At 70.7% G+C, this 21104-nt stretch carries 17 protein-coding genes; 6 read left to right on the top strand and 11 right to left on the bottom strand.

The features are described from left to right. Positions 1-136: 136 nt before the first annotated feature. From ABT114_RS31825 to ABT114_RS31805, 5 genes are all read left to right on the top strand, one after another. Entirely contained in the window at positions 137-1093 is a 957-nt protein-coding gene (locus ABT114_RS31825; protein ID WP_351146359.1) for a LysR family transcriptional regulator, read from the top strand. Positions 1094-1227: 134 nt separating this feature from the next. After that, positions 1228-2391 (top strand): MBL fold metallo-hydrolase, encoded by a 1164-nt coding sequence (locus ABT114_RS31820; protein WP_351146358.1) that lies wholly within the window; start codon positions 1228-1230, stop codon positions 2389-2391. A gap of 403 nt (positions 2392-2794) precedes the next feature. After that, positions 2795-3655 carry an alpha/beta fold hydrolase gene (locus ABT114_RS31815; protein WP_351146357.1) on the top strand — a complete coding sequence of 287 codons (861 nt, stop codon included), beginning with the start codon at positions 2795-2797 and terminating at the stop codon, positions 3653-3655. A 25-nt stretch (positions 3656-3680) separates the two neighbouring features. Beyond that, positions 3681-5435: a bifunctional 3-(3-hydroxy-phenyl)propionate/3-hydroxycinnamic acid hydroxylase MhpA gene (mhpA, locus tag ABT114_RS31810; protein WP_351146356.1), complete on the top strand. Its 1755-nt coding sequence runs from the start codon at positions 3681-3683 to the stop codon at positions 5433-5435. Next, positions 5432-6376 carry a 3-carboxyethylcatechol 2,3-dioxygenase gene (locus ABT114_RS31805; RefSeq protein ID WP_351146355.1) on the top strand — a complete coding sequence of 315 codons (945 nt, stop codon included), beginning with the start codon at positions 5432-5434 and terminating at the stop codon, positions 6374-6376. The genes mhpA and ABT114_RS31805 overlap by 4 nt, the downstream gene beginning before the upstream one ends. A gap of 863 nt (positions 6377-7239) precedes the next feature. Here ABT114_RS31805 and dmpG read toward each other — a convergent pair. The 4 genes from dmpG to ABT114_RS31785 all read right to left on the bottom strand — a co-directional run bounded on the left by dmpG (position 7240) and on the right by ABT114_RS31785 (position 10899). Beyond that, positions 7240-8253 carry a 4-hydroxy-2-oxovalerate aldolase gene (dmpG, locus tag ABT114_RS31800; protein WP_351146354.1) on the bottom strand — a complete coding sequence of 338 codons (1014 nt, stop codon included), beginning with the start codon at positions 8251-8253 and terminating at the stop codon, positions 7240-7242. After that, on the bottom strand, positions 8250-9197 hold the full coding sequence (locus tag ABT114_RS31795) for an acetaldehyde dehydrogenase (acetylating) (protein ID WP_351146353.1): 948 nt from the start codon (positions 9195-9197) through the stop codon (positions 8250-8252). Before ABT114_RS31795 ends, dmpG begins: the two co-directional genes overlap by 4 nt. Further along, entirely contained in the window at positions 9194-10042 is an 849-nt protein-coding gene (locus ABT114_RS31790; RefSeq protein WP_351146352.1) for a 2-keto-4-pentenoate hydratase, read from the bottom strand. Before ABT114_RS31790 ends, ABT114_RS31795 begins: the two co-directional genes overlap by 4 nt. A gap of 92 nt (positions 10043-10134) precedes the next feature. Beyond that, positions 10135-10899, bottom strand: a complete 765-nt coding sequence (locus ABT114_RS31785; protein WP_351146351.1) for an IclR family transcriptional regulator — start codon at positions 10897-10899, stop codon at positions 10135-10137. Positions 10900-11044: 145 nt separating this feature from the next. Here ABT114_RS31785 and ABT114_RS31780 point away from each other — a divergent pair, with 145 nt between their 5' ends. Next, positions 11045-11794, top strand: coding sequence for an IclR family transcriptional regulator (locus ABT114_RS31780; protein WP_351146350.1), 750 nt, complete (start codon positions 11045-11047; stop codon positions 11792-11794). A gap of 353 nt (positions 11795-12147) precedes the next feature. On the opposite strand, the gene ABT114_RS31775 is transcribed toward ABT114_RS31780, so the two are convergent. The 7 genes from ABT114_RS31775 to ABT114_RS31745 all read right to left on the bottom strand — a co-directional run bounded on the left by ABT114_RS31775 (position 12148) and on the right by ABT114_RS31745 (position 20957). Then, on the bottom strand, positions 12148-13602 hold the full coding sequence (locus tag ABT114_RS31775; RefSeq protein ID WP_351146349.1) for a serine/threonine-protein kinase: 1455 nt from the start codon (positions 13600-13602) through the stop codon (positions 12148-12150). A gap of 523 nt (positions 13603-14125) precedes the next feature. Next, positions 14126-14527 carry a DNA-binding protein gene (locus ABT114_RS31770; protein WP_351146348.1) on the bottom strand — a complete coding sequence of 134 codons (402 nt, stop codon included), beginning with the start codon at positions 14525-14527 and terminating at the stop codon, positions 14126-14128. Further along, positions 14524-14772, bottom strand: coding sequence for a type II toxin-antitoxin system CcdA family antitoxin (locus ABT114_RS31765; RefSeq protein WP_351146544.1), 249 nt, complete (start codon positions 14770-14772; stop codon positions 14524-14526). The genes ABT114_RS31770 and ABT114_RS31765 overlap by 4 nt, the downstream gene beginning before the upstream one ends. Before the next feature lie 490 nt (positions 14773-15262). Beyond that, positions 15263-16591: a class I SAM-dependent RNA methyltransferase gene (locus ABT114_RS31760; protein ID WP_351146347.1), complete on the bottom strand. Its 1329-nt coding sequence runs from the start codon at positions 16589-16591 to the stop codon at positions 15263-15265. A 129-nt stretch (positions 16592-16720) separates the two neighbouring features. Then, positions 16721-18772 (bottom strand): APC family permease, encoded by a 2052-nt coding sequence (locus ABT114_RS31755; RefSeq protein WP_351146346.1) that lies wholly within the window; start codon positions 18770-18772, stop codon positions 16721-16723. A gap of 444 nt (positions 18773-19216) precedes the next feature. Continuing rightward, positions 19217-19720, bottom strand: coding sequence for a universal stress protein (locus tag ABT114_RS31750; RefSeq protein WP_351146345.1), 504 nt, complete (start codon positions 19718-19720; stop codon positions 19217-19219). Positions 19721-19724: 4 nt separating this feature from the next. Beyond that, on the bottom strand, positions 19725-20957 hold the full coding sequence (locus ABT114_RS31745; protein WP_502988426.1) for an SLC13 family permease: 1233 nt from the start codon (positions 20955-20957) through the stop codon (positions 19725-19727). Positions 20958-21104: the final 147 nt, after the last annotated feature.

Here is a 21104-nt window from a genome sequence, read left to right as displayed (position 1 = left end):
CATGCTTGCCGCTCACGGCGGCTGCCGCCACTTGGCGACGCCCTCGACGGTAGGCCCGCATGCCATCGGAGTACCAATAGATGCCCCGATCTCTGATATCGGAACTCCGATGCCGTACGGCGCTACTCTGGCCGGTATGAAGAACCGGACGCTCCCTGCCGACGGGACCGAGACCGACGGCCGGCGGCTTCCGTCGCACGCCGACCTGAACCTGCTGCGCACCTTCCTGGCCGTCTACCGCTCCGGCTCGTTCACCGCCGCCGCCCCGCTGCTCGGGCTGTCGCAGCCGACGGTCACCGCCCAGATCCGCACCCTGGAACAGCAGACCGGCCGCGAGCTGTTCACCCGGCTCCCGCGAGGCGTGGAACCCACCCAGCCCGCCCATGAACTCGCCGGCCAGATCGCGGGCCCCCTGGACGCGCTCACCGCACTCGAAGGCGGCAAGGGCACGCTCGCGGGACACGCCTCCCCGGTCCACCTCGCCGGCCCGTCCGAGCTGCTCTGCGTACGGGTACTGCCCGCGCTGGCACCCCTCGTCGCCGACGGCGTGCAGCTGCGCGTCACGCAGGGGGTGACCGAGCCGCTCCTGGAGGAGATGCGGGCCGGACAGCACGACCTGGTCCTCGCCACCCGACGGCCCCGTGGCCGCGCGCTGCCCTCGACGCCGCTGGCCGACGAGGAATACGTGCTGGTCGCGGCCCCCGCCTGGGGCGAGCGCATCGCCGAGCACCCCGAGGCCGACGACCTCTGCGCCACCCTCCGGGCCGTCCCCCTGGTCACCTACGCCGAAGACCTGCCGATCGCCCGCCGCTACTGGCGCACCGTGTTCGGCAAACAGCTCACCGAGCGGGCCGCGGTCACCGTGCCGAACCTGCACGCCGTCCTGTCCGCCGTCAACGCGGGCGCCGGCTACAGCGTGCTCCCCCGCTCGCTGTGCCAGGAGTACCTGGACTCCGGCCGCCTCGCACTCCTCCACGAGCCGGAGGAACCACCGCTCAACACCCTCTTCCTGGTCCAACGGCCCGGCTCCGACGCCAACCCGGACGTCATCCGCGTACGCGAGCGCCTCCGAGCGGCGGCCCGCGACTGGTAGCAAGGGCGTGGTCGCGCGGCAGCGAGGGCGTGGTCGCGCGATCTTAGGTTGCGCTCCGCGCGCTCCCGGTCCGTGTGCGGCGGCAGGCAGCATTCCGCAGCACCCCTTGTGAACCGCAGAGGAGCTGCCCCGCCATGTGCGAAGCCGAAGCCGCAGGCGATGTGATGTCGACCGGAGACCCGACCGCGGGGGCGCGACGTGGACGCGCCCCGCAGACGACGTCCCGCAGATCGTTGCTGGGCGCCATGGCGGCCTCCGCCGTGGGCGCCCCGGTGTTGCTGGGCACTTCGCCGGCCGAGGCGGCGACTCCGGACGGCTCCGCCGACACGCCACTCTCCGTCGTCCTGCTGGGGACGAATGGCGGGCCGCCGCCGCTGGCCGACCGGTACGGCATCTCGTCGGCGCTGGTGGTCAACGGCCGGACGTACGTCGTCGACTGCGGCCGGGGCGCGGTGACCCAGTACCTGCGCGCCGGGCTGTCGATGCCGTCGCTGGCGGGGATCTTCCTGACCCATCTGCACGCCGACCACGTGGTCGACTACTACGCGTTCCCCCTGCTCGCGGCCGGCGCCTCCGGCGCCCAGGGATTCCGCGGCACGGTCGAGGTGTACGGCCCCGGCCCCGCCGGAATCGCCTCCACCACCGCCGGTGCCCCCGGGCCCGTACCCGGCACCGTGGAGATGACCCGGCTGGCCGGACAGGCGTACGCCGCCTCCCCCACCTTCTTCATGACGGAGCACGCCGGCATCGACCCGGCCACCCTGCTGAACGTCCACGACGTGCTGCCGCCGTCCGCCGTCGGCGCCTCCGCGACGCACACCGCGCCGGCGATGACGCCCTTCACGGTCATGGAGAACGACGACGTGAGGGTCAGCGCCGTCCTGGTCCCGCACGGCGCGGTGTTCCCCGCGTACGCCTACCGCTTCGACACCGACCACGGCAGCGTCGTCTTCTCCGGCGACACCGCCCCGACCACGAACGTCATCACGCTCGCCCGGGGCGCGGACGTGCTCGTGCACGAGGCCCTCTACCCCGATGGGCTGGCGAGCCTCGGGCTCTCCCAGTCCCTGATCGACCACATCAAGTCCTCCCACACCGACGTGGCCGAACTCGGCTCGATCGCCGCCGAGGCCGAGGTGGGCACTTTGGTCGCCACCCACCTCAGCCCGGGACAGCCGACCGCCGTCACCGACGCGACCTGGCGCCGCCTGCTGCGCGACAGTGCCCGGCAGGCGGACTACGGGGGGCGCATGGTGTTGGGAGCGGATCTGATGCGGCTTCCGGTGCGTCAGGGCTGAACCGGCTGCGGGCCCGCCCATGTGGAGGACTGGACGCGGGTGAAGGCGGTGGTCATCGGCGCGTGCGCCGTGAATCCGAGCACGCACGACGCCTCGGGCGACTCGATCACCAGGTGACTTCTGAATACTTTTGGCCCCCGGTGGGATGGATCGCCGCACGGAGGCCGGCGGGGCCCCCGAGAGGGGCCCGCCATGCGGCGCACTGTCCAGCTTCACGCCATGCCTCGCCGAGATCGCCGATCATGCCGTCGTCGGTGCTCGTGGCGGCCGATCGGCTGCGCCTCATTCCGGCACAACCATCCCTTGACATTCCTCGATCGCGAGCGTTACATACACGTAACAGTGCAACTATCGTTCGTTGCCGTTCAAATAACGCACGAGCGCCGTACGAGGGACCCGGATCATGGCCGTCACAAAAGAGACCGCATCGCGCGACATCGCCCTTCCGTCGGGGCTGCACATGCGGTACTACGAGGCCGGCGAGGCCGGTGCCAGGCCCGTCGTCCTGCTGCACGGCTCCGGCCCCGGCGCGACCGGCTGGTCGAACTTCTCCGGCAACATCAGCGCCATCGCCGACGCCGGCTTCCATGTCATCGCCCCTGACATGCCGGGCTGGGGCGATTCCGACGCGCAGGCGACCACGGACATGGACCACGACAAGACACTCGTGGAGTTCCTGGACGCGCTCGGCCTGCCCAAGGCGGCCCTGGTCGGCAACTCGATGGGCGCCCACACCGCGGTCCGCTTCGCCACGCTGCACCCCGAGCGCATCACCCACCTGGTGACCATGGGGGCCTCACTCGGCCGCGGCCCGGCCTCCCTCTTCGGCGCTGGTGACGGCCCGAGCGAGGGCCTGAAGGTCCTGGTCAAGGCATACAAGGACGCGAGCCCGGAGAACATGAAGGCGCTCGTCGAGATCATGACCTACGACAAGGCGCGCTTCGCGACCCCGGAGCTGACCCGGGCCCGCTCGGAAGCGGCGCTCGCCCGTCCCGACCACCTCAAGAACTATGTCGAGGGCCTCGCGCACGGCGCCCCGATCCCGATCAAGGTGGACCGCGACAAGATCCCCGGCATCCAGACGCCGACCCTGCTGATCCACGGCAAGGACGATCGGGTCCTGCACTACGAGACCAGCCTGTGGCTCCTGGCCAACATCCCCAACTCGCGGCTCGTACTGCTCAACCGCTGCGGCCACTGGGCGATGATCGAGCACGCCGCAGAGTTCAACCGCCTCGTCATCGACTTCCTCTCCCACAACTGACAGCTGACCCGATCGGACACACCCCATGACCACCTTCGACACTGACGTCGTTGTCATCGGAGCCGGGCCGGTGGGCCTCACCCTCGCCAACCTGATCGGTGTACGCGGCCACCGGGCCACCGTGCTCGAAGCCCGCCACGAGCTGATCGACTACCCCCGCGGTGTCGGCCTCGACGACGAGTCGATCCGCACCCTGCACACGGCGGGCCTGTGGCAGCAGATCCAGCCCTACACGGTCCCGCACCACGTGGTCCGGCTGGTCAACGGCACGGGCCAGGTGCTCGCCACCAACGCTCCCAAGACGCAGGAGTTCGGCTACCCGCGCAAGCACGGCTTCATCCAGCCGCTGGTCGACAAGGAGCTGGCCGCCGGGCTCGACCGCTTCGAGGGCACCGAGCTGCGCTTCAGTCACCGTGTCGTAGGGATCGAGGACCGCGGGGACCACGTCGCGGTCACCGCCGAGCGGCTCGACGCCGACGACAACGCCACCGGGACGGTCACTCTCACCGCTCGGTACGCCGTCGGCTGCGAGGGCGGCAGCTCCTTCACCCGCAAGTGGATGGGCGTCCAGTTCGAAGGCAAGTCGCCGTCGACCCGATGGGTGGTCGTCGACGTCGAGAACGACCCGATCGGCACCCCGTCGGTGTACCTCGGCGCCGACCCGCGCCGACCGTACGTGTCCATCGGTCTTCCCCAGGGCATCCGCCGCTGGGAGTTCATGCTCCACGAGGACGAGCCCAGCGAGCTGTGCGACGACCCCACGTTCATGCACTCCCTGCTCCGCCGCCACGTCCCCGACCCGTCGACGCTGAAGGTCATCAACCAGCGCACCTTCACCCACCACGGCCGGGTCGCCTCGGACTTCCGCAAGGGCCGGGTCTTCATCGCCGGTGACGCCGCGCATCTGATGCCGGTCTGGCTCGGCCAGGGCTGGAACTCCGGGATACGTGACGCGACCAACCTGGCGTGGAAGTTCACCGCCGTCCTGTCCGGCGACGCCGACGACGCCCTCCTCGACACCTACACCGAGGAGCGCCGCAAGCACGCCGCCGACATGATCGACGTGAACATGGCGGCCGGTACGGTCATGAAGATGGGCCGCTTCGGCGGCAAGGTGCGCGACCTGTCCGCCTCCGCGCTCAACCTCGTGCCGAAGTGGAAGTCGTACTTCACCGAGCTGCGGTTCAAGCCGATGCCCCGCTACGCCGCCGGTGTCGTCGTCGACCAGGCCACGCTCACCCCGGGCCGGGCGCAGGCCGGCTTCAAGCACGGCAAGCTGGCACCGTTCATCGACTCGGCGGGTGAGCTCTCGCCGGTCGGTCTGCAGTTCATCCAGCCCCGGGTGAACACCGCGGACGCCACGAACGTCCTGCTCGACGACGTCACCGGCGACTGGTGGACGCTGGCCACCTGGGGCACCGACCCGACGGCGTTCCTCTCTCCCACCGACCTCGAGTTCGTCCGCCGCCACCGGATCAAACTGGTCTCCTTCATGCCGGAGACCCAGCGCACCTGGGCCGAGAAGCAGTACGCGGGCTCCCCGGCGCCGGTCACCGTGGTCGGTGACACCACCGGGGCCCTCAAGGACTGGTTCGACGTCCGCTCCTGCGGCCTGGTCGTACTGCGCCCCGACCGCTTCGTCGCCGCGGCCTCCCTGACCCGGCAGGCGACGCAGGCCCTCGCCTCCGTCAAGAAGGCCGGTTCGCTCTTCACAGCGGGAACCGCTGCGGACACCCCTGCGCAGACCACGGCACGTACCACGGAAGGAGTGCAGGCATGAGCCTCGCCCTCGTCACGATGTCGCACAGCCCGCTCCTCGAGTACGCCGACCCGCCCGCCGAGGTGGTCGACGCCGTCCACAGCGCCTTCGCCACCGCGCGGGCCTTCGTCAAGGAGTACGACCCCACGCTGGTCGTCTCCTTCGCGCCCGATCACTACAACGGCTTCTTCTACGACCTGATGCCGCCGTTCTGCATCGGCTACGAGGCGTTGGGCGTCGGTGACTACGGCACCACCGAAGGCCCGCTGAGCGTGCCGACCGAGCGCGCCGAGGAACTGGCCCAGTGGGTGGCCGAACGCGACATCGACGTGGCCATCTCCCGTCGGATGGAGGTCGACCACGGCGCCATCCAGCCGCTGGAGCTCCTCTTCGGCGGCATCGACACCGTGCCGACCATCCCCGTCTTCGTCAACGGTGTCGCCAAGCCGTTCGTCACCATGCGCCGGGTCCGCAGGCTCGGCGAGGCGATCGGCGGCTTCCTCTCGACACTCAAGGACGAGCGCGTTCTCGTCATCGGCTCCGGCGGCCTCTCCCACGACCCGCCGGTACCGCAGTGGGCCACCGCCGACGACACCGCCCGCGCCATGCTGCTCAACGGCAGGCACCCCACGGCCGCGGCCCGTGACGCCCGGCAGCAACGGGTCATCGACACGGCGAAGGCCTTCACGGCGGGCACGGCCACCATCCAGGACCTCAACCCCGAGTGGGACCAGGCCCTGATGGCGACCCTCGCCTCTGGCGATCTCTCCCCGGTCGACGCGATGACACCCGAGCAGATGGCGAAGGACGCCGGAAACTCCGCCCACGAGGTCCGCACCTGGGTCGCCGCCTTCGCGGCCCTCGGCGCGGCGGGCCCGTACGACGTGGCGTACTCGTTCTACCGGCCGATCCGCGAGTACATCGCAGGCTTCGGCGTGATGACGGCGCACACCGCACCGTGACCGGTCAGTGCGGCTGCCGGTGTGTCACATCCGCACCGGTCGCCGCGGAGCGAGCCTGACCTTCGGCGGCAGCAGCACGAGGGCGAGCTGTCCACGGGCCGTGGCCTCGGCATCGGGTCCTGGCACCTGCACACCGCCCAAAGCGGCGAGAGCTTGCGGGCGCCGTGCCGCCAGGCCACACTCGCCCGGGCCGACCGGGCGCGCGCCTAAGCGCTCCGCTGGAAGCGCGGTGACGAACCCGCGGGCCGGTGGGGGCTGGTCGCGCCCACGCGGCGGAGCCGCAGATACACAGCCCCGCGCCCCTTACGGGGCGCCGTACCGCACCGGACTTCGACAAGGCTGCTTAGTAGTAGTCCGAGCTGTCGGAGCCGCCTCCGCCGCTGGGGCGATCTGTTCGTCGTTGTCGACCTTGACAGGGTGGTGCTTCCGACGTGGCCGCCCTCGTCGAACCGGTCAGCGTGGAGAGCACGCCTCCGCTCACCGTCACGTTGCTGTCCCCGATGGAGTCTTTGACCACGCCATGGCCCGTCAGGGTGGGCGGGACGGCGTTGCCGCCGTAGACGTCGGTGCCTTCGAAGTCCTACAGGTCGTCGGCCGGGGCGTCCGTGCCGGACAACGTGATGTGCCGTTGGCGTTCGGGGTCCTGCTGCGGCTGGGCCGCCCTGGTGGGGCGGCCCAGCCGCAGCGCCAGGACCGAACTGCCCGCGCCTCTCCGGAGGAAGTCACCCAGGCGGCTCAGCCCGCGACGTTCCGGACATGGCGCCGACGAGCGTCGTCCACCGGCACGCGCAAGCGGGTCGGGTCTGCGGACACGGGCGACGGCCCGGCCGCTGTCCGGGAATTGCCGTGCCGTCCCCCGTGGGTCAGTGGGACTCGGCCAGCCCCAGCGCCACGTCGACGATCATGTCTTCCTGGCCGCCGACGAGGCCGCGCTTACCGACCTCCACGAGGATGGTGCGCACGTCGACGCCGTAGCGCTCGGCCGCGGTCTCGGCGTGCCGCAGGAAGGAGCCGTAGACGCCGGCGTAGCCGAGGGTGAGGCTCTCGCGGTCGACGCGCACCGGGCGGTCCTGCAGCGGACGCACCAGGTCGTCGGCGGCGTCCTGGAGCCCGAACAGGTCGCAGCCGTGGGCCCAGCCGTTGAGGTCGGCCACGGCGATGAACGCCTCCAGCGGGGTGTTGCCCGCGCCCGCGCCCTGGCCCGCCAGCGAGGCGTCGACCCGGGTGACGCCCTCCTCCACCGCGATCATCGAGTTGGCGACCGAGAGGGAGAGGTTCTCGTGGGCGTGGACGCCGATCTCGGTGGCCGGGTCGAGGACGTCCCGGTAGGCGCGGATGCGGTCGCGGATGCCGTCCATCATCAGACGGCCGCCGGAGTCGGTGACGTACACGCAGTGCGCGCCGTACGACTCCATGAGCTTGGCTTGCCCGGCGAGCGTCTTGGCGTCGGCCATGTGGCTCATCATCAGGAAGCCGGACACGTCCATGCCCAGCTCGCGGGCGGTGGCGATGTGCTGCGCGGAGACGTCGGCCTCGGTGCAGTGGGTGGCCACGCGCACCGAGCGGACGCCGAGCGCGTACGCCTGCTTGAGCTCCTCGATGGTGCCGATGCCGGGCAGCAGCAGCGTGGTGAGGCGGGCGTTCTTGATGTGGGCGGCGGCGGTCTCGATCCACTCCCAGTCGGTGTGGCTGCCTGGACCGTAGTTGAGGGAGCCGCCGGCGAGGCCGTCGCCGTGGGAGACCTCGATGCCGTCGACGCCTGCGGCGTCGAGCGCGGCCACGATCCGGCCGAGCTGCTCCGGCTCGATGCGGTGGCGGATGGCGTGCATGCCGTCCCGCAGGGTGACGTCCTGGATGAAGAGCCTGTCGACGGTCATGCGCCCGCTCCCTGAAGTTCGTTGCTGTGGGCGGCCATGGCCTCGGCCATGCGGACGGCCGCGCTGGTCATGATGTCGAGGTTGCCGGCGTAGGCCGGCAGGTAGTGGGCGGCGCCCTCGACCTCGAGAAAGACCGACACCTGGTGGGTGACCGGGTCCGAGGTGAGGGTGTGCACCGGCTGGTCGGCGGGGACCGGGGTGATCTGCACCTGTCGCTTGAGCCGGTAGCCGGGCACGTACGCCGACACCTGCTCGACCATCGCGGCGATGGCGGCGCGGATCGCCTCGTGTGTGTCCGTTTCCGGTGCGTTCACCAGGGCGAGCACGGTGTCCCGCATGATCAGCGGGGGCTCGGCCGGGTTGAGGATGATGACGGCCTTGCCGCGCCCCGCGCCGCCGACGCTCTCGATGGCGTGGCTCGTGGTCTCGGTGAATTCGTCGATGTTGGCGCGGGTACCGGGGCCCGCGCTCTTCGACGCGATGGACGCGACGATCTCCGCGTACGGCACCGGAGCCACCCGGGAGATCGCGGCGACGACCGGGATCGTGGCCTGACCGCCGCAGGTGACCATGTTGACGTTGTCTGCGGCGACGTGCTCGGGGAGGTTGACCGCGGGAATCACCATCGGGCCGATCGCGGCCGGTGTGAGGTCGATGAGCTGCTTGCCGTGCGGGGCGAGGACGGCGGCGTTGGCCACATGGGCCTTGGCGGACGTGGCATCGAAGACGATCTTGATGTCCTCGAAGCCGTCCATGCGGACCAGGCCCTCGACGCCCTCGGCCGTGACCGGGACGCCGAGCCGCTGGGCGCGGGCGAGCCCGTCGGAGGCGGGGTCGATGCCGACCATCGCGCCCATCTCCAGGGTGTCGGACAGGCGCAGCACCTTGATCATCAGGTCGGTGCCGATGTTGCCCGAGCCGATGATGGCCACCTTGGTCTTCATGCGGAGGTTCCTTCGTCGGAGTCGGAGAGCGCGTCGCCCTCGGGGGACGCGGGGAAGCGGACGGAGACGGACCCGAGGCCGCTGATCTCGGCGGTGAACGTGTCACCGGGCTCGGCGACGACCATCGGGCCGAGGGCGCCGGAGAGCACGACCTGGCCCGCGCGCAGCGGGTCGCCGACCTCGCGTGCGGTCCGCGCCAGCCAGGCGAGCGCGGTCAGCGGGTCGCCGAGGCAGGCCGCGCCGTCACCGCTGGAGACGGTCTCGCAGCCCCGGGCGAGCGTCATGGTGGCGGTCACCGGCTCGAACTCGGCCATGGTCTTCGTCGCCGACCCGAGCACGTACAGGGCGCTGGAGCCGTTGTCGGCGACGGTGTCGCCGAAGGTGATGTCCCAGCCGGCGATTCGGCTGTCGACGATCTCCAGGGCCGGGACGGCGTACGCCACGGCGTCCCGGATCTGCTCCGCGTCCAGGGGGCCCTCGGCGAGGTCCGCGCCGAGTACGAACGCGATCTCGGCCTCGACCTTCGGCTGGAGCAGCCGCTCGGCCGGCACCAGGGCGCCTTCGGCGACCTGCATGTCGTCGAAGAGGACACCGAAGTCAGGCTGGTCCACGCCGAGTTGGGCCTGGACGGCGGGCGAGGTGAGGCCGATCTTGCGTCCCGTGACGCGCGCGCCGGTCTCCACATGGCGTGCGGTGAGCAGCTCCTGGACGGCGTACGCCGCCTTCACGTCGTCGCTGCCGATCAGGTCGCGGACCGGGGAGCAGGGCACGCGGTCGGCGGCGGCTGCCAACAGGCGCTGAGCTGCCTTTGCTACGGCGTCGCTGCCACGGAGGGTTTCGTTCATACCCTCAGCTTGGAGACTCGGGGCGCGCGGCGCCCAGAAAAAAGTTCCGCGAGACGGAACTCGGGCCTGTCCGCCGGGCGCCCCTGAGGGGGTCAGTGCCGCAGGAGTTCCTCGCGTCGGCCGAGGGTGGCGGTGATGCCGCCCGCCGCCGCCCGGATGCTGTTGGCGTGCCGGGCGGGCTGGAAGCGGTGCACGGGGCCTGTCACACTGACCGCGCCCAGGATCTCGTCCGACGGGCCGAAGATCCCGGACGCGACGCAGACAATGCCGACCGCCGACTCCTCGTACTCGAACGCGACGCCCTTCGCGGCGATGTCGGACAGCTGGCGCGTGAGGACGTCGACGTTGGTGATGGTCCGGGGGGCCCGGCGTTCCAGCGGTCCGCGCAGCACCGACTCACGGACGTCGGCGGGCGCGTGGGCGAGGAGAACCTTGCCGAGGGCAGTGGAGTGCAGCGGCATGCGCCCGCCGAGCCGGGAGGGGGAGTCGGCCTGCTGGTGCCCGCCCATCTTCGCCACATAGACCACCTCGGTGCCCTCGCGGATGCCCAGGTGGACCAGTTCGTGCGTGCGCACGTACAGGTCCTCCAGGAACGGGGTCGCCACCTCCAGCAGGCCGCGCTCGACCGAGGCGCGCATCCCCAGTTCGAAGACCAGGCTGGACAGACGGTAGCGGCCCTGTACCCGGTCGAGCAGGCGCGCGGCCACCAGATCGCCGAGCGTGCGGTGCAAAGTGCCCTTGGGCAGGCCGGTGCGACGCTGCAACTCGGCGAAGCCGAGGGTGGTGTCCTCGACGCTGAACGCCTGCAGCACGGCGAGTGCCTTGCTCAGCACACCGCTCGGTGCGGCCTCGCCCACGCCCGCCTCCGCTTCCCGCCTCCGCGCGTGTCCCCTGCAGGTCATGGCCTGCGGTGCGGGATCCGATTCTACGGCGATCGGATCCCGCACCGCAGGGCGTGGGCGGCGGTGACAGGCTGTCATCGCGCGGCCGTAGACTGCCGGAATGAGCGACGATCAGGTGGCCTCGAACACACGGGGGGCCAAGACCGCCCGGGGCTTGACGGCGCAGGGCGGCGGCGCGCAGGGAAAGGCCGCAGGCTCCCAGACACTCGCCCGCGGCCTGCTGGCGCTGGAGGCGATCGCGGGTCAGCCTCAGGGCCTGACCGTGAACGAGGTGGCGCAGCGGCTCGACGTCCATCGCACCATCGCGTACCGCATCCTGGTCACGCTCGCTGAGTTCCGGCTGGTCGTGCGCAGCTCCGACGGCCGCTATCGCGCCGGCTCAGGCACGGTCACCCTGGCGCGCGGGTACGCGGCGGGCATCCGGGAGGCGGCGCTGCCCGTGCTGCGGCGCACCGCCGACGAGCTGGGCGCCACTGTCGCGCTGATCTCCGCAGAAGGCGACGAGGCCGTCGCCGTCGCGGTGGTCGAGCCGCAGACCGTCGACTACCACATCGCCTATCGCGTGGGCAGCCGCCACCCGATCGGTGTCGGCGCCGCTGGGCTCGCCCTCGCCGCGCTGCGTCTGCCCTCCCCGGGGGAGCCGGCCGCCGTGGCGGAGGTCAGGGACCGGGGGTACGCCCGTACGTTCGGGCAGATCGAACCCGGGGCCTACGGCGTCGCCGTGCCGCTGCGCACCGCCGATCCTGCGCTGCACCTGTGCGTGAACCTGATCACCGCCCGAGAGGACGTGGTCGACGCGGCCGTGCCGGTGATGCGGGCGGTGGCCGAGGAGATCGCGGCGCTCGGCTGACATCCCGGCCACAGCGCCGCGGCGGCGGGTGGCCGCGCCTCGCGTTCGGCGGGGGCCAGCCGCTCGGCCTGCTCGGTCTCGGAGAGTGCCGGTGGCAGCCAGAGCTCCTTCACGGCCACATCGATGCGGAGGGTCTCGTCATGGCCTTCCAGACCCGCCCGAAACCTCCCGAGCCGAGGTCGGCGACCAGCCGGTAGCGTCCGCCGATCACCTGACCCGGTTGCGTACCGCTCGCCACAGCCACCCCCGCCTCGTCCAGGCCCGTTCCCGATGATCCTTTTCCGACAGTCTGTTCTCAACTCGCTTTGCGATCAGCCTCTTTACTGGTCACAGGATCAGCGCCAGTTGTTCACTCAGGGCAGGCTGGACGGGCCGTTGTACAGGGTCCCGGCGTGGTGGGAGAGCGCGGTCATCATGCGGCCGACGTCGCTCGCGGGGATGCCGCGGCCGACGAATATCTTGGACTTGCCCTCTTTGCCGATCTTGACCGGGTGTTTCCGTCGCCATTGCGTATCGGACACGCGTTCCGAGCAGACGGTGGCGACGAGCGTCACGGTGGCGCCGGACCGCTTGAGCGTCACGGCCTTCAGATCACCCCACTTGTACACGGCTGGTTCCTCGCCACTCACGGTCAGCCCGGCAGAGCTGACCGTGAGGCTGTCCAGCTCACCAAACATCCCATCCCAGGCGCCAAGCCCCCAGCCGCAGAAGTAGCCGGCGACCGAGCCACCCAAGCAGCCGAGCAAGGTGCTCCCGCCCACCCCGGCGTTGCTGATCAATTCGTTGCCGGTCAGCCCTGCCACCAGCCCGATTATCACGCCGAGCAATCCCAGGAGTTGGCACCAGAAGTCGGCCGCCCTGGTACCGCGCGCCTTGACTGTCGCCATCCGATCGCTGGTGATCGTCGCGGGTTCGACGGACACCGGGCGCTCGGGCGCCTTCTCCGCGGTCCGCTCCGTGGTGATGACCTTGGTGGGCTTGGTAGGCACGCGGGTGTCCAGATCTGCCCGGAGCAGGACGCGGGCGGCGGCGGCATCGGGCCGCTGGGTGGGCCCCTTCTCCACCATGCGCAGCAGGAGCGAGGCGAGTCGCCCCGCGTGCAGGGGCGGCCGGGGCTCCTCGATCAGGGCCGCAACCGGATTCTGCCGTGTGAAAGGCGGCTCGCCCTCGACCGCCTCGTACAGGGTCACTCCGAGGGCGAACAGGTCGGCCGCCGAGCCCGGTTCGGCGCCTTGCAAGCGCTCGGGCGCCACATAGCCTGGCGAGCCGATGACCACGCTGGCGGCGGTGAGCGTGGCATCGGTGGGGGCAACGGCGATACCGAAGTCCGTGAGCAGTACCTGCCCATTAGCGGCGAGAAGCACGTTCCCAGGCTTGACATCGCGGTGCACGATGTCCGCCTTGTGCGCGGCTTCCAGGGCCGACAGCACCGCCTCGGCGATCCCGGCGACCCGGTCGATCGGCAGGCGTCCGTGCTGCCGCAGCTCCTCGGCGAGCGAGCGGCCGTCGACGTACTGCATCACGATCCACGGGCTGTCGTCGTACTCGAAGGCGTCATGGACGGTGACGATGTTCGTGTGGTCGCGCAGCCGGGCGGCATGCCGCGCCTCCCGCACCGCGCGGGCGATGCGTTGCCGCTGCTCCTCGGGCGCGACCAGGTCCGGCAGGCGCACCTGTTTGAGGGCGACATCGACGTTCAAGTCCTCGTCGTGGGCGTGCCACACCTGGCCGAATCCCCCGGTCCCGAGGATGCGGAGCAGCGTGTAGCGGCGCGCGATCACCTCGCCGATGCTGATCGTGCCCCCCATGACGACCCCCTGTGGTGGTCAAACCGCGTTCCAACTCCCGTGACCTGCCCTGGCGCGCGGCTGCCAAGGGATGGTACCTGTGAGGCTGTCGCACCGGAAGATGACCTTTCGGCAGCGCGTCGGCTGCCCCAGCACACCGCCACCCGTGCTCACGGCCGCGCTCTCTTGCGTACGGCCGGACACCGCTGCGGGGCGATGCCCAGGCCATGTCGACTCGCTCCGCCAGGGCGGGATCTCGTGCCGGGAATCGTTTTGGGTGCGGCTCTCCTGCAGGGAGCTTTGACCTGCGTGACTGCTCACCGGCGGTTGGCTGATCGATCGTCATGGTGTCGGTGGCCGGATTCCGGAGGTGACAGCGTTGGGATCGTGGCCGGCGGAACTCGAGCAGCGAGAGGCTGCCGCGCGGGAGAAGATCGGTGAACTGCGCGCTCAGATCGAGTCAGTCAAGCCCTTTTCGTCTATCGCGGCCTGACCAGGGAGGATTCCCTTCCAAGCCGGGGTGCGGGGAGGGGGGTTTCCCTGCTCAGATGCCAATGAGCCGGACGCGGTCGCCGCACAGCCGGGCCATGTCATCGATGTCCGACGTCAGCATGGCCACCGGACCCGGCTGGCGCAGTGCCACCTCGGCGACTGTCGCGTCGATCGCGTACTTGTGGCCGTGCAGACCTGCGGCCTTGAGCAGTTCCGCGGACGCCTTCGCCGCGTTCTCGGTCACCGGCTCGACCTTGACGCGGGACAGCACCCACCGCAGCCGGGGCATATTCATCCGCGCATGGCTGACTTCCACGACGGTGTTGGCACCGATGACGAAATCGGCACCCATGGCATGGAACACCTGGAACATCGCCAGGATCTTGCGATCCTGCGCGATCCAGGCGGAGACCCCCTGGGAGTCCAGGACGACGGTCTCGATGTGCTCGTTCACGCCGCGCTCGCCGACCCGCCGGCGTCCGTCGTCCCGAAGATCCTGGAGCGGGCCTCCGCCAGTTCCTCCTCGGTGAAGGCTCCGTGCTCCTCCTGGTGACGCTGCAGGTCGGCGCCGAGCAGCTGGTGCCGCAGCTGGCGGGCCACCGCCTCGGCGACATAACCGGAGACGTTGTCGGTGAGCTTCCTCAGTTCGGCGACCTGCTCGGTCGGCAGCGTCACCGTAATGCGCGTCGTGTCCGCCATGACGCGAGCATACTGCGATATGCGCGCCCTCGGGCAGCGGCCGACGGCAAGCGCACTGAGGCGGTCGCCGATCACGGAGACATGCTGCCTGCGGCCCGCGACGGCCGGGTCCGCGAAGAGGTCCCGCAGCATCCTGTAGTCCGCGTAGAAGTTGAGACCGTCGACCTCGTCGTAGATGACACCGATGGTGTGCGAGTCGGCGAGTTCTCGCGGCAGCTCGAAGAACGGCAGGTCCAGGCCGGGAAGCCGCCGACCCTGGGCACGGCTGGGCTGTCCGGCGACGGCCGCGCGCGCGTTACCGCGAGAGCGCCCGGCCTCTGGCGAGAAGGTCGCCGTCGTCCTTTGCGGCGCCAACACCGATCCGAGCGACCTGGTCGACTGACCAGCGCATCAGCGCACATGACGACCGTCAGAATGAGCGTCACTTCAGCGTCAGGACATCGCCCGTAACGCCCACACCGCACATCATGTGCGCCGTCAAAACCCCAGGTCAGGACCCCTTCGCCACCGGCTCCAGCACCGCCACGCACTCCACGTGATGCGTCATAGGAAACAGATCGAACGCCCGCAGCGTCCGCACCTTGTAGCCGCCGTCACGGAAGTACGCCAGGTCGCGGGCGAGTGCCGCCGGGTCGCAGGCGACGTACGCGATGCGGCGGGGACCCAGCGAGGACAGGTGTTCGACCGTCTTCCTGCCGGCGCCGGCGCGGGGCGGGTCGAGGACGATCAGGTCGACCTCGGTGATCCCGGTGCGCGGCAGGACGCTCTCGACCTTGCCCTGCTCGATACGCACCCGGTCGAAGCCGGCGAGGTTGTGCCGGGCGTCCTCCACCGCGCGCTTGCCGGACTCGATGCCGAGGACCGCGCCCTGCTCGCCGACCCGGTCGGCGAGGGCGCCGGCGAAGAGGCCGACGCCGCAGTACAGGTCGAGGGCCGTGTCGCCCTTGCGCGGCAGGAGGCCCTGCATGACGGCCTTGACCAGGGTGTCGGCGGCCATCGGGTGGACCTGCCAGAAGCCGCCGCTGCCGACGCGGTAGGTGCGGCCGTCGGCGCGCTCGCGTACGAACGCGCGGCCGTGGACACGGTGGATGCCGCCGTCCTTCTCCTCGACGCGCATGACGGAGACGGGCTTGTCGAGCTCGACGAGGGGCAGGCGGGCGCCGGGGCGGGGTTCCAGGATCACCATGCGGTCCTGGGAGCCCGTCGCGGCGATCGCCTCGACGGAGGCCATGCCGGCCCAGTCGCGCTTCTCGATGCCCAGCTCGCTGACGCCCGGCGCCGCGATCATGCAGTGCTCGATCGGCTCGACCTCGTGCGAGCGGTGGCGGCGCAGGCCGGCGTTGCCGTCGGCGTCGACCGCGTACTGCACGCGCGTGCGCCACTGCGGTACCTGGCCGGCGGGCAGCTTGTCGCCCTCGGCCGGCATCACCGTGCCGTCCCAGCCGGCCTCCTCGGGCGTGAGTCCCGCGAGCCGCTGGAGCTGCTCGGCGATCACCTCGCCCTTGAGCCGCCGCTGGGCACCCGGCTTGGCGTGCTGCCAGTCGCAGCCGCCGCAGCGGCCGGGACCGGCGTAGGGGCAGGGTGCCTCGACGCGGTCCTTGGAGGCGTCCAGCACCTCCACCGCGTCCGCGCGCAGGAAGCGGGCCCCCTCCTCGCCCTCGGTCACCCGCGCCACGACCCGCTCGCCGGGCAGCGCGTGCCGGACGAACAGCACCTGGCCGGCGTCCGTACGGGCGATGCAGTGACCGCCGTGGGCGACGGGGCCGATCTCGACCTCGTACTCCTCCCCCACCAGCGACTTCTTCGGTTCTGCCTGCATGGCGGGGTGACTCCACAACATCGAAAGAGGAACGGCCGGACAACAGCCCACCAGTCTACGTGGGTGTCGTCCGGCCGTTCACCACGAGCCGCCGCGCGGAGTGAGCCGAGCGGGGTCAGCCGAGCGGGGTCAGCTCTTCGCGGTCGACGACTCCTTCGACCGCTCCTCCGCCGGACCGCGCCGCACCGCGCCCGGAGCGTTCCACTCCTGCCGCTTGCGGGCCCGGTTCCGCGCCGCCTCGGAGGACTCCAGCTGGTACGGCACCGAGGTCACCATGACGCCCGGCGTGAACAGCAGGCGGCCCTTGAGCCTCAGTGCGCTCTGGTTGTGCAGCAGGTGTTCGTACCAGTGGCCGACCACGTACTCGGGAATGATCACGGAGACCGCGTCGCGCGGCGACTCCTTGCGCAGGCTCTTGACGTACTCGATGATCGGCCGCGTGATCTCGCGGTAGGGCGAGTCGAGCACCTTCAGCGGTACGTCGATGCCGCGCCGCTCCCACTCCTCCCGCAGCACCTTCGTCTCCGCCGGGTCGACGTTGACGGTGAGCGCCTCCAGGGTGTCCGAGCGCATCAACTTGGCGTAGGCCAGGGCGCGCAGCGTGGGGCGGTGGATCTTGGAGATCAGGACGACCGAGTGCACGCGGGACGGCCGTACGCTGTCGTCGCTCGGGCCCTCCGGGGCCGCGATCTCCTCCGACACCCGGTCGTAGTGACGGCGGATCGCCGTCATCGTCGCGTAGAAGATCACCATGCCGAGCAGGGCGACCCATGCGCCGTGCGTGAACTTGGTGACGAGGACGACGACCAGGACCAGGCCGGTGAAGAAGGCGCCGAAGGTGTTGATGGCGCGCGAGCGGACCATGTGGCGACGCTTGACGGGGTCCTTCTCGGTGGCCAGGTGGCGGTTCCAGTGCCGGACCATGCCGGTCTGGCTGAGCGTGAAGGACACGAACACGCCGACGATGTAGAGCTGGATCAGTCGGGTGGAGTCGGCGCCGTAGATGACGACCAGGAGCATGGCCGCGCCGGCCAGGAGCACGATGCCGTTGGAGAAGGCCAGGCGGTCGCCGCGGGTGTGCAGCTGGCGCGGGAGGTAGCGGTCCTGGGCGAGGATCGAGCCGAGCAGCGGGAAGCCGTTGTACGCGGTGTTCGCCGCCAGGAACAGGACCAGGGCGGTCGCCGCGGCCAGCACGACGAACAGGAAGCTGCCCTTGCCGAACACGGCCTCGGCGACCTGGGAGATCACCGGGTTCTGGACGTAGCCGGAGCCGAGCGGGTTGCCGTTGTGGAGCAGGTCGGCGGCCGGGTTCTCGGCCATGCGGACCTTCGTCGTCATGGCCAGGGCGATGATGCCGCAGAACATGGTGACCGCGAGCAGACCCATCATGGCCAGCGTGGTCGCCGCGTTCTTCGACTTGGGCTTGCGAAAGGCCGGAACGCCGTTGGAGATCGCCTCGACGCCGGTGAGCGCGGCACAGCCCGAGGAGAACGCGCGCAGCATGAGGAAGACGAGCGCGAAGCCCGCCAGTCCCTGGTGCTCGGCCTTGATCTCGTACGCCGCCGTCGGCGCCCGCATGGTGTCGTCGAGGACGAGTCCGCGGAACGCGCCCCAGGCGATCATGATGAAGACACCGCCGACGAAGACGTAGGTCGGGATCGCGAAGAGCTTGCCCGACTCCTTCACGCCGCGCAGGTTCATCAGCGTCAGCAGCACGATCACGGCGACCGCGCAGATCACCTTGTGCTCGACGACGAAGGGGATGGCGGAGCCGAGGTTCTCGATGCCGGAGGCGATCGAGACGGCGACGGTGAGGACGTAGTCGACGAGCAGCGCGCTGGCGACCGTGAGGCCCGCCCGGGGTCCCAGATTGGTGGTCGCCACCTCGTAGTCCCCGCCGCCGCTGGGGTAGGCGTGGACGTTCTGTCGATAGGAGGCGACCACGGTGAACATCAGCACGACGACCGCGACGGCGATCCAGGGGCTGAAGTGGTACGCCGACACGCCCGCGATGGACAGGACCAGCAGCACCTCTCCGGGCGCGTACGCGACGGAGGACAGCGGGTCGGAGGCGAAAACGGGTAGGGCGATGCGCTTCGGCAGGAGCGTTTCTCCGAGCCGATCACTGCGCAAGGCGCGCCCGATCAGAATCCGTTTGGGCACGTCGGTCAGTTTGGACACAACAGAGGATCGTAGGCCTTCGAACAGAAGCTCGCCCACCTGCCACCCGAGATCTGCCTCACGGGTGAATTCGCGGACGCGGCGGGCGACGGATTCCGCAGGTGGAGCCGCCGCCGTGCCTAGATGTCTGAACCCCGCCGTCGCCGACCCTCGGAGGTTCCATGTCCACGACCGCAGAGCTGATCGGCGCCGCCGTGGCCCTTGTCGGCCTCGGATTCCTGACCCTGCGCAGCGTGCGCAGCATCACGCGCCGCCGACCGCCGCATCCCCCGTAACCGGCCACGGGGTGCCCTCAGCGCGCACCGCGTACGCGGGTTGGGCGGCTTGGGCGGCGGTCCGGGATCTCACCGGTCCGGGGCCTCATCTGCTCACGCTGCTCACGTATGCGGTGCGCCGCGACGGGCCGCGCCGCCACAGGCACGCCCGATACAGCGAACCCGGCCCCTAGGGGTGGTGGTGCGGAGGATGCGGTGGCGGGGGCGGAATGGTGGCGATGCCAGGGGCTGGTTCGGGCCAGACGAGGAGGACGGGGCAGGGGGCGTGGTCGACGACGAAGCGGCTGGCGGGGGCGAGGCTGCGGGGTCCCAGGTGAGTGCGGTCGCCGTCGCGGGCGAGAATGAGCAGGTCGGCTCCCTCGACAGCGGCCACGACCTCCAGCTCGATACGTCCCAGCCGCTCTTCGCGGGTGCAGGGACGGGCGAGTCGCTCGGCAGCGGTCCGGAGAAGGGCTTCGGCGGACGTCCGGGCCAGATCCTCCACACGGGTGCCGGGGTCACGTTCGGGGTGGCCACGGCCGAGCAGTCCGGCGTACGCGCCGTGCGCGGCGCCGGGCACGTCGTGACCGGTGACGTGCAGCAGCACGACGTCGGCATCGTGCGGCGCGTGCGAGCGGGCGGCGTCGATGCAGGCCGGCCAGGTGCCTTCAACGATCCAGACAATGACCCTCACGTGATCAGCCTCCGATGACGTGCAACGACACCCACAGTGCTACCACGCCCAGTCCCAGGGCCGGCGGCACGACGAGGAGTCCGAGCCGGGTGAATTCCCGCAGTTCCACGGCGGTGTCGTGCTCGTGCAGGATGCGTCGCCACAGCAGGGTGGCCAGAGAGCCGGCATACGTCAGATTCGGCCCGATGTTCACTCCGAGCAGCACCGCGAGGACCGCGCCGGACCCTGCCGGAGCGGTCAGCGGCAGCAGGACCAGGACGGCGGGCAGGTTGTTGATGACGTTCGCCAGCACGGCGGCCAGCGCCGCGATGCCCAGCAGGGCGGGCAGACCGGTGCCGCCGGGGACCAGGCCGGCGAGGGCCGAGGCGAGGCCGTTGTCCACGACCGCTCGGACAACGATGCCCAGCGCCAGCACAAAGGCCAGGAAAGGCACGGCCGCGGCACGGACGATCGCCCCGGGACTGGTCCGGCGCTGGGCGAGGGCACGGGCGGCCAGCACCAGCGCACCCGCCAGGGCCGCCCACACCGGCTCGATGCCGAGCGCGGAGGTGAGCACGAAGCCGGCCAGCGTGCCCGCCACGGTGACCAGGGCGAACGCCGGCAGTTCGGGAGGGTCCGCGGCGAGTGGGGCCTGGGCACCGGCATCGAGATCCGCGGCGAAGAAGCGCCGCAGGACCACGTACTCGACGCCGATCGCGACAAGCCACGGCAGCGCCATCAGCGCGGCGAAGCGGGCGAAGCTCAGCCCGCTGACCGTGAACGCCAGCAGGTTGGTCAGGTTGGAGACCGGCAGCAGGAGTGAGGCCGTGTTCGACAGGTGCGTGCACGCGTACACGTGCGGCTTGGGGCGGGCGCCCAGTCGCGCGGCGGTGGCGAACACCACCGGGGTGAGCAGCACGACCGTGGCATCCAGGCTCAGCACCGCCGTGATCACCGACGCGATCACGAACACCTGCACGAGCAGCCGACGCGGCCGCCCCGCCGCGGTCCGCGCCATCCACGTCCCGGACGCGTGGAACAAGCCCTCGTCGTCGCACAGCTGGGCCAGCACCAGCACCGCCGCCAGGAAGCCGACGACCGGGCCCAGCCGCGTCACCTCGGCCCACGCGTGCTCCGGCGAGATCGCCCCGGTGCCGATCAGGACTCCGGCAGCCGGAACCGCGACGGCCGCCTCCGGCCAGCCCCACGGGCGCACCACCGCACAGGCCAGCACTGCCAGGAGCAGGACCACCGACATGACCTCGGCGACCGACGTGTTCAGGATCGACTCCTCGCGGATTGTGGCAGCCAGCGACACCTCATCGAACCAGACGCGCCTCACCCACAGCGCCAACGACAGCTCGCGATCCCCGCATGTGTTGGCCGCTCAGGAGTCTGCTTCGTC

The sequence above is a fragment of the Streptomyces sp. NPDC002088 genome, assembly GCF_040296605.1.
Taxonomy (GTDB): domain Bacteria; phylum Actinomycetota; class Actinomycetes; order Streptomycetales; family Streptomycetaceae; genus Streptomyces.
The sequence above is the reverse complement of the archived record's forward strand: the minus strand, read 5'-3'. Positions and strand labels throughout refer to the sequence as shown.

Excerpts from the sequence above, each read along its gene's own strand:
- ABT114_RS31780 (WP_351146350.1), top strand. The coding sequence starts at position 11,045 with ATGAGCGACGATCAGGTGGCCTCGAACACACGGGGGGCCAAGACCGCC.
- ABT114_RS31820 (WP_351146358.1), top strand. The coding sequence starts at position 1,228 with ATGTGCGAAGCCGAAGCCGCAGGCGATGTGATGTCGACCGGAGACCCG.
- ABT114_RS31790 (WP_351146352.1), bottom strand. The coding sequence starts at position 10,042 with ATGAACGAAACCCTCCGTGGCAGCGACGCCGTAGCAAAGGCAGCTCAG.
- ABT114_RS31760 (WP_351146347.1), bottom strand. The coding sequence starts at position 16,591 with ATGCAGGCAGAACCGAAGAAGTCGCTGGTGGGGGAGGAGTACGAGGTC.
- ABT114_RS31795 (WP_351146353.1), bottom strand. The coding sequence starts at position 9,197 with ATGAAGACCAAGGTGGCCATCATCGGCTCGGGCAACATCGGCACCGAC.
- ABT114_RS31815 (WP_351146357.1), top strand. The coding sequence starts at position 2,795 with ATGGCCGTCACAAAAGAGACCGCATCGCGCGACATCGCCCTTCCGTCG.
- mhpA (WP_351146356.1), top strand. The coding sequence starts at position 3,681 with ATGACCACCTTCGACACTGACGTCGTTGTCATCGGAGCCGGGCCGGTG.
- ABT114_RS31775 (WP_351146349.1), bottom strand. The coding sequence starts at position 13,602 with ATGGGGGGCACGATCAGCATCGGCGAGGTGATCGCGCGCCGCTACACG.
- dmpG (WP_351146354.1), bottom strand. The coding sequence starts at position 8,253 with ATGACCGTCGACAGGCTCTTCATCCAGGACGTCACCCTGCGGGACGGC.
- ABT114_RS31825 (WP_351146359.1), top strand. The coding sequence starts at position 137 with ATGAAGAACCGGACGCTCCCTGCCGACGGGACCGAGACCGACGGCCGG.
- ABT114_RS31765 (WP_351146544.1), bottom strand. The coding sequence starts at position 14,772 with ATGGCGGACACGACGCGCATTACGGTGACGCTGCCGACCGAGCAGGTC.
- ABT114_RS31805 (WP_351146355.1), top strand. The coding sequence starts at position 5,432 with ATGAGCCTCGCCCTCGTCACGATGTCGCACAGCCCGCTCCTCGAGTAC.
- ABT114_RS31745 (WP_502988426.1), bottom strand. The coding sequence starts at position 20,957 with ATGTCGGTGGTCCTGCTCCTGGCAGTGCTGGCCTGTGCGGTGGTGCGC.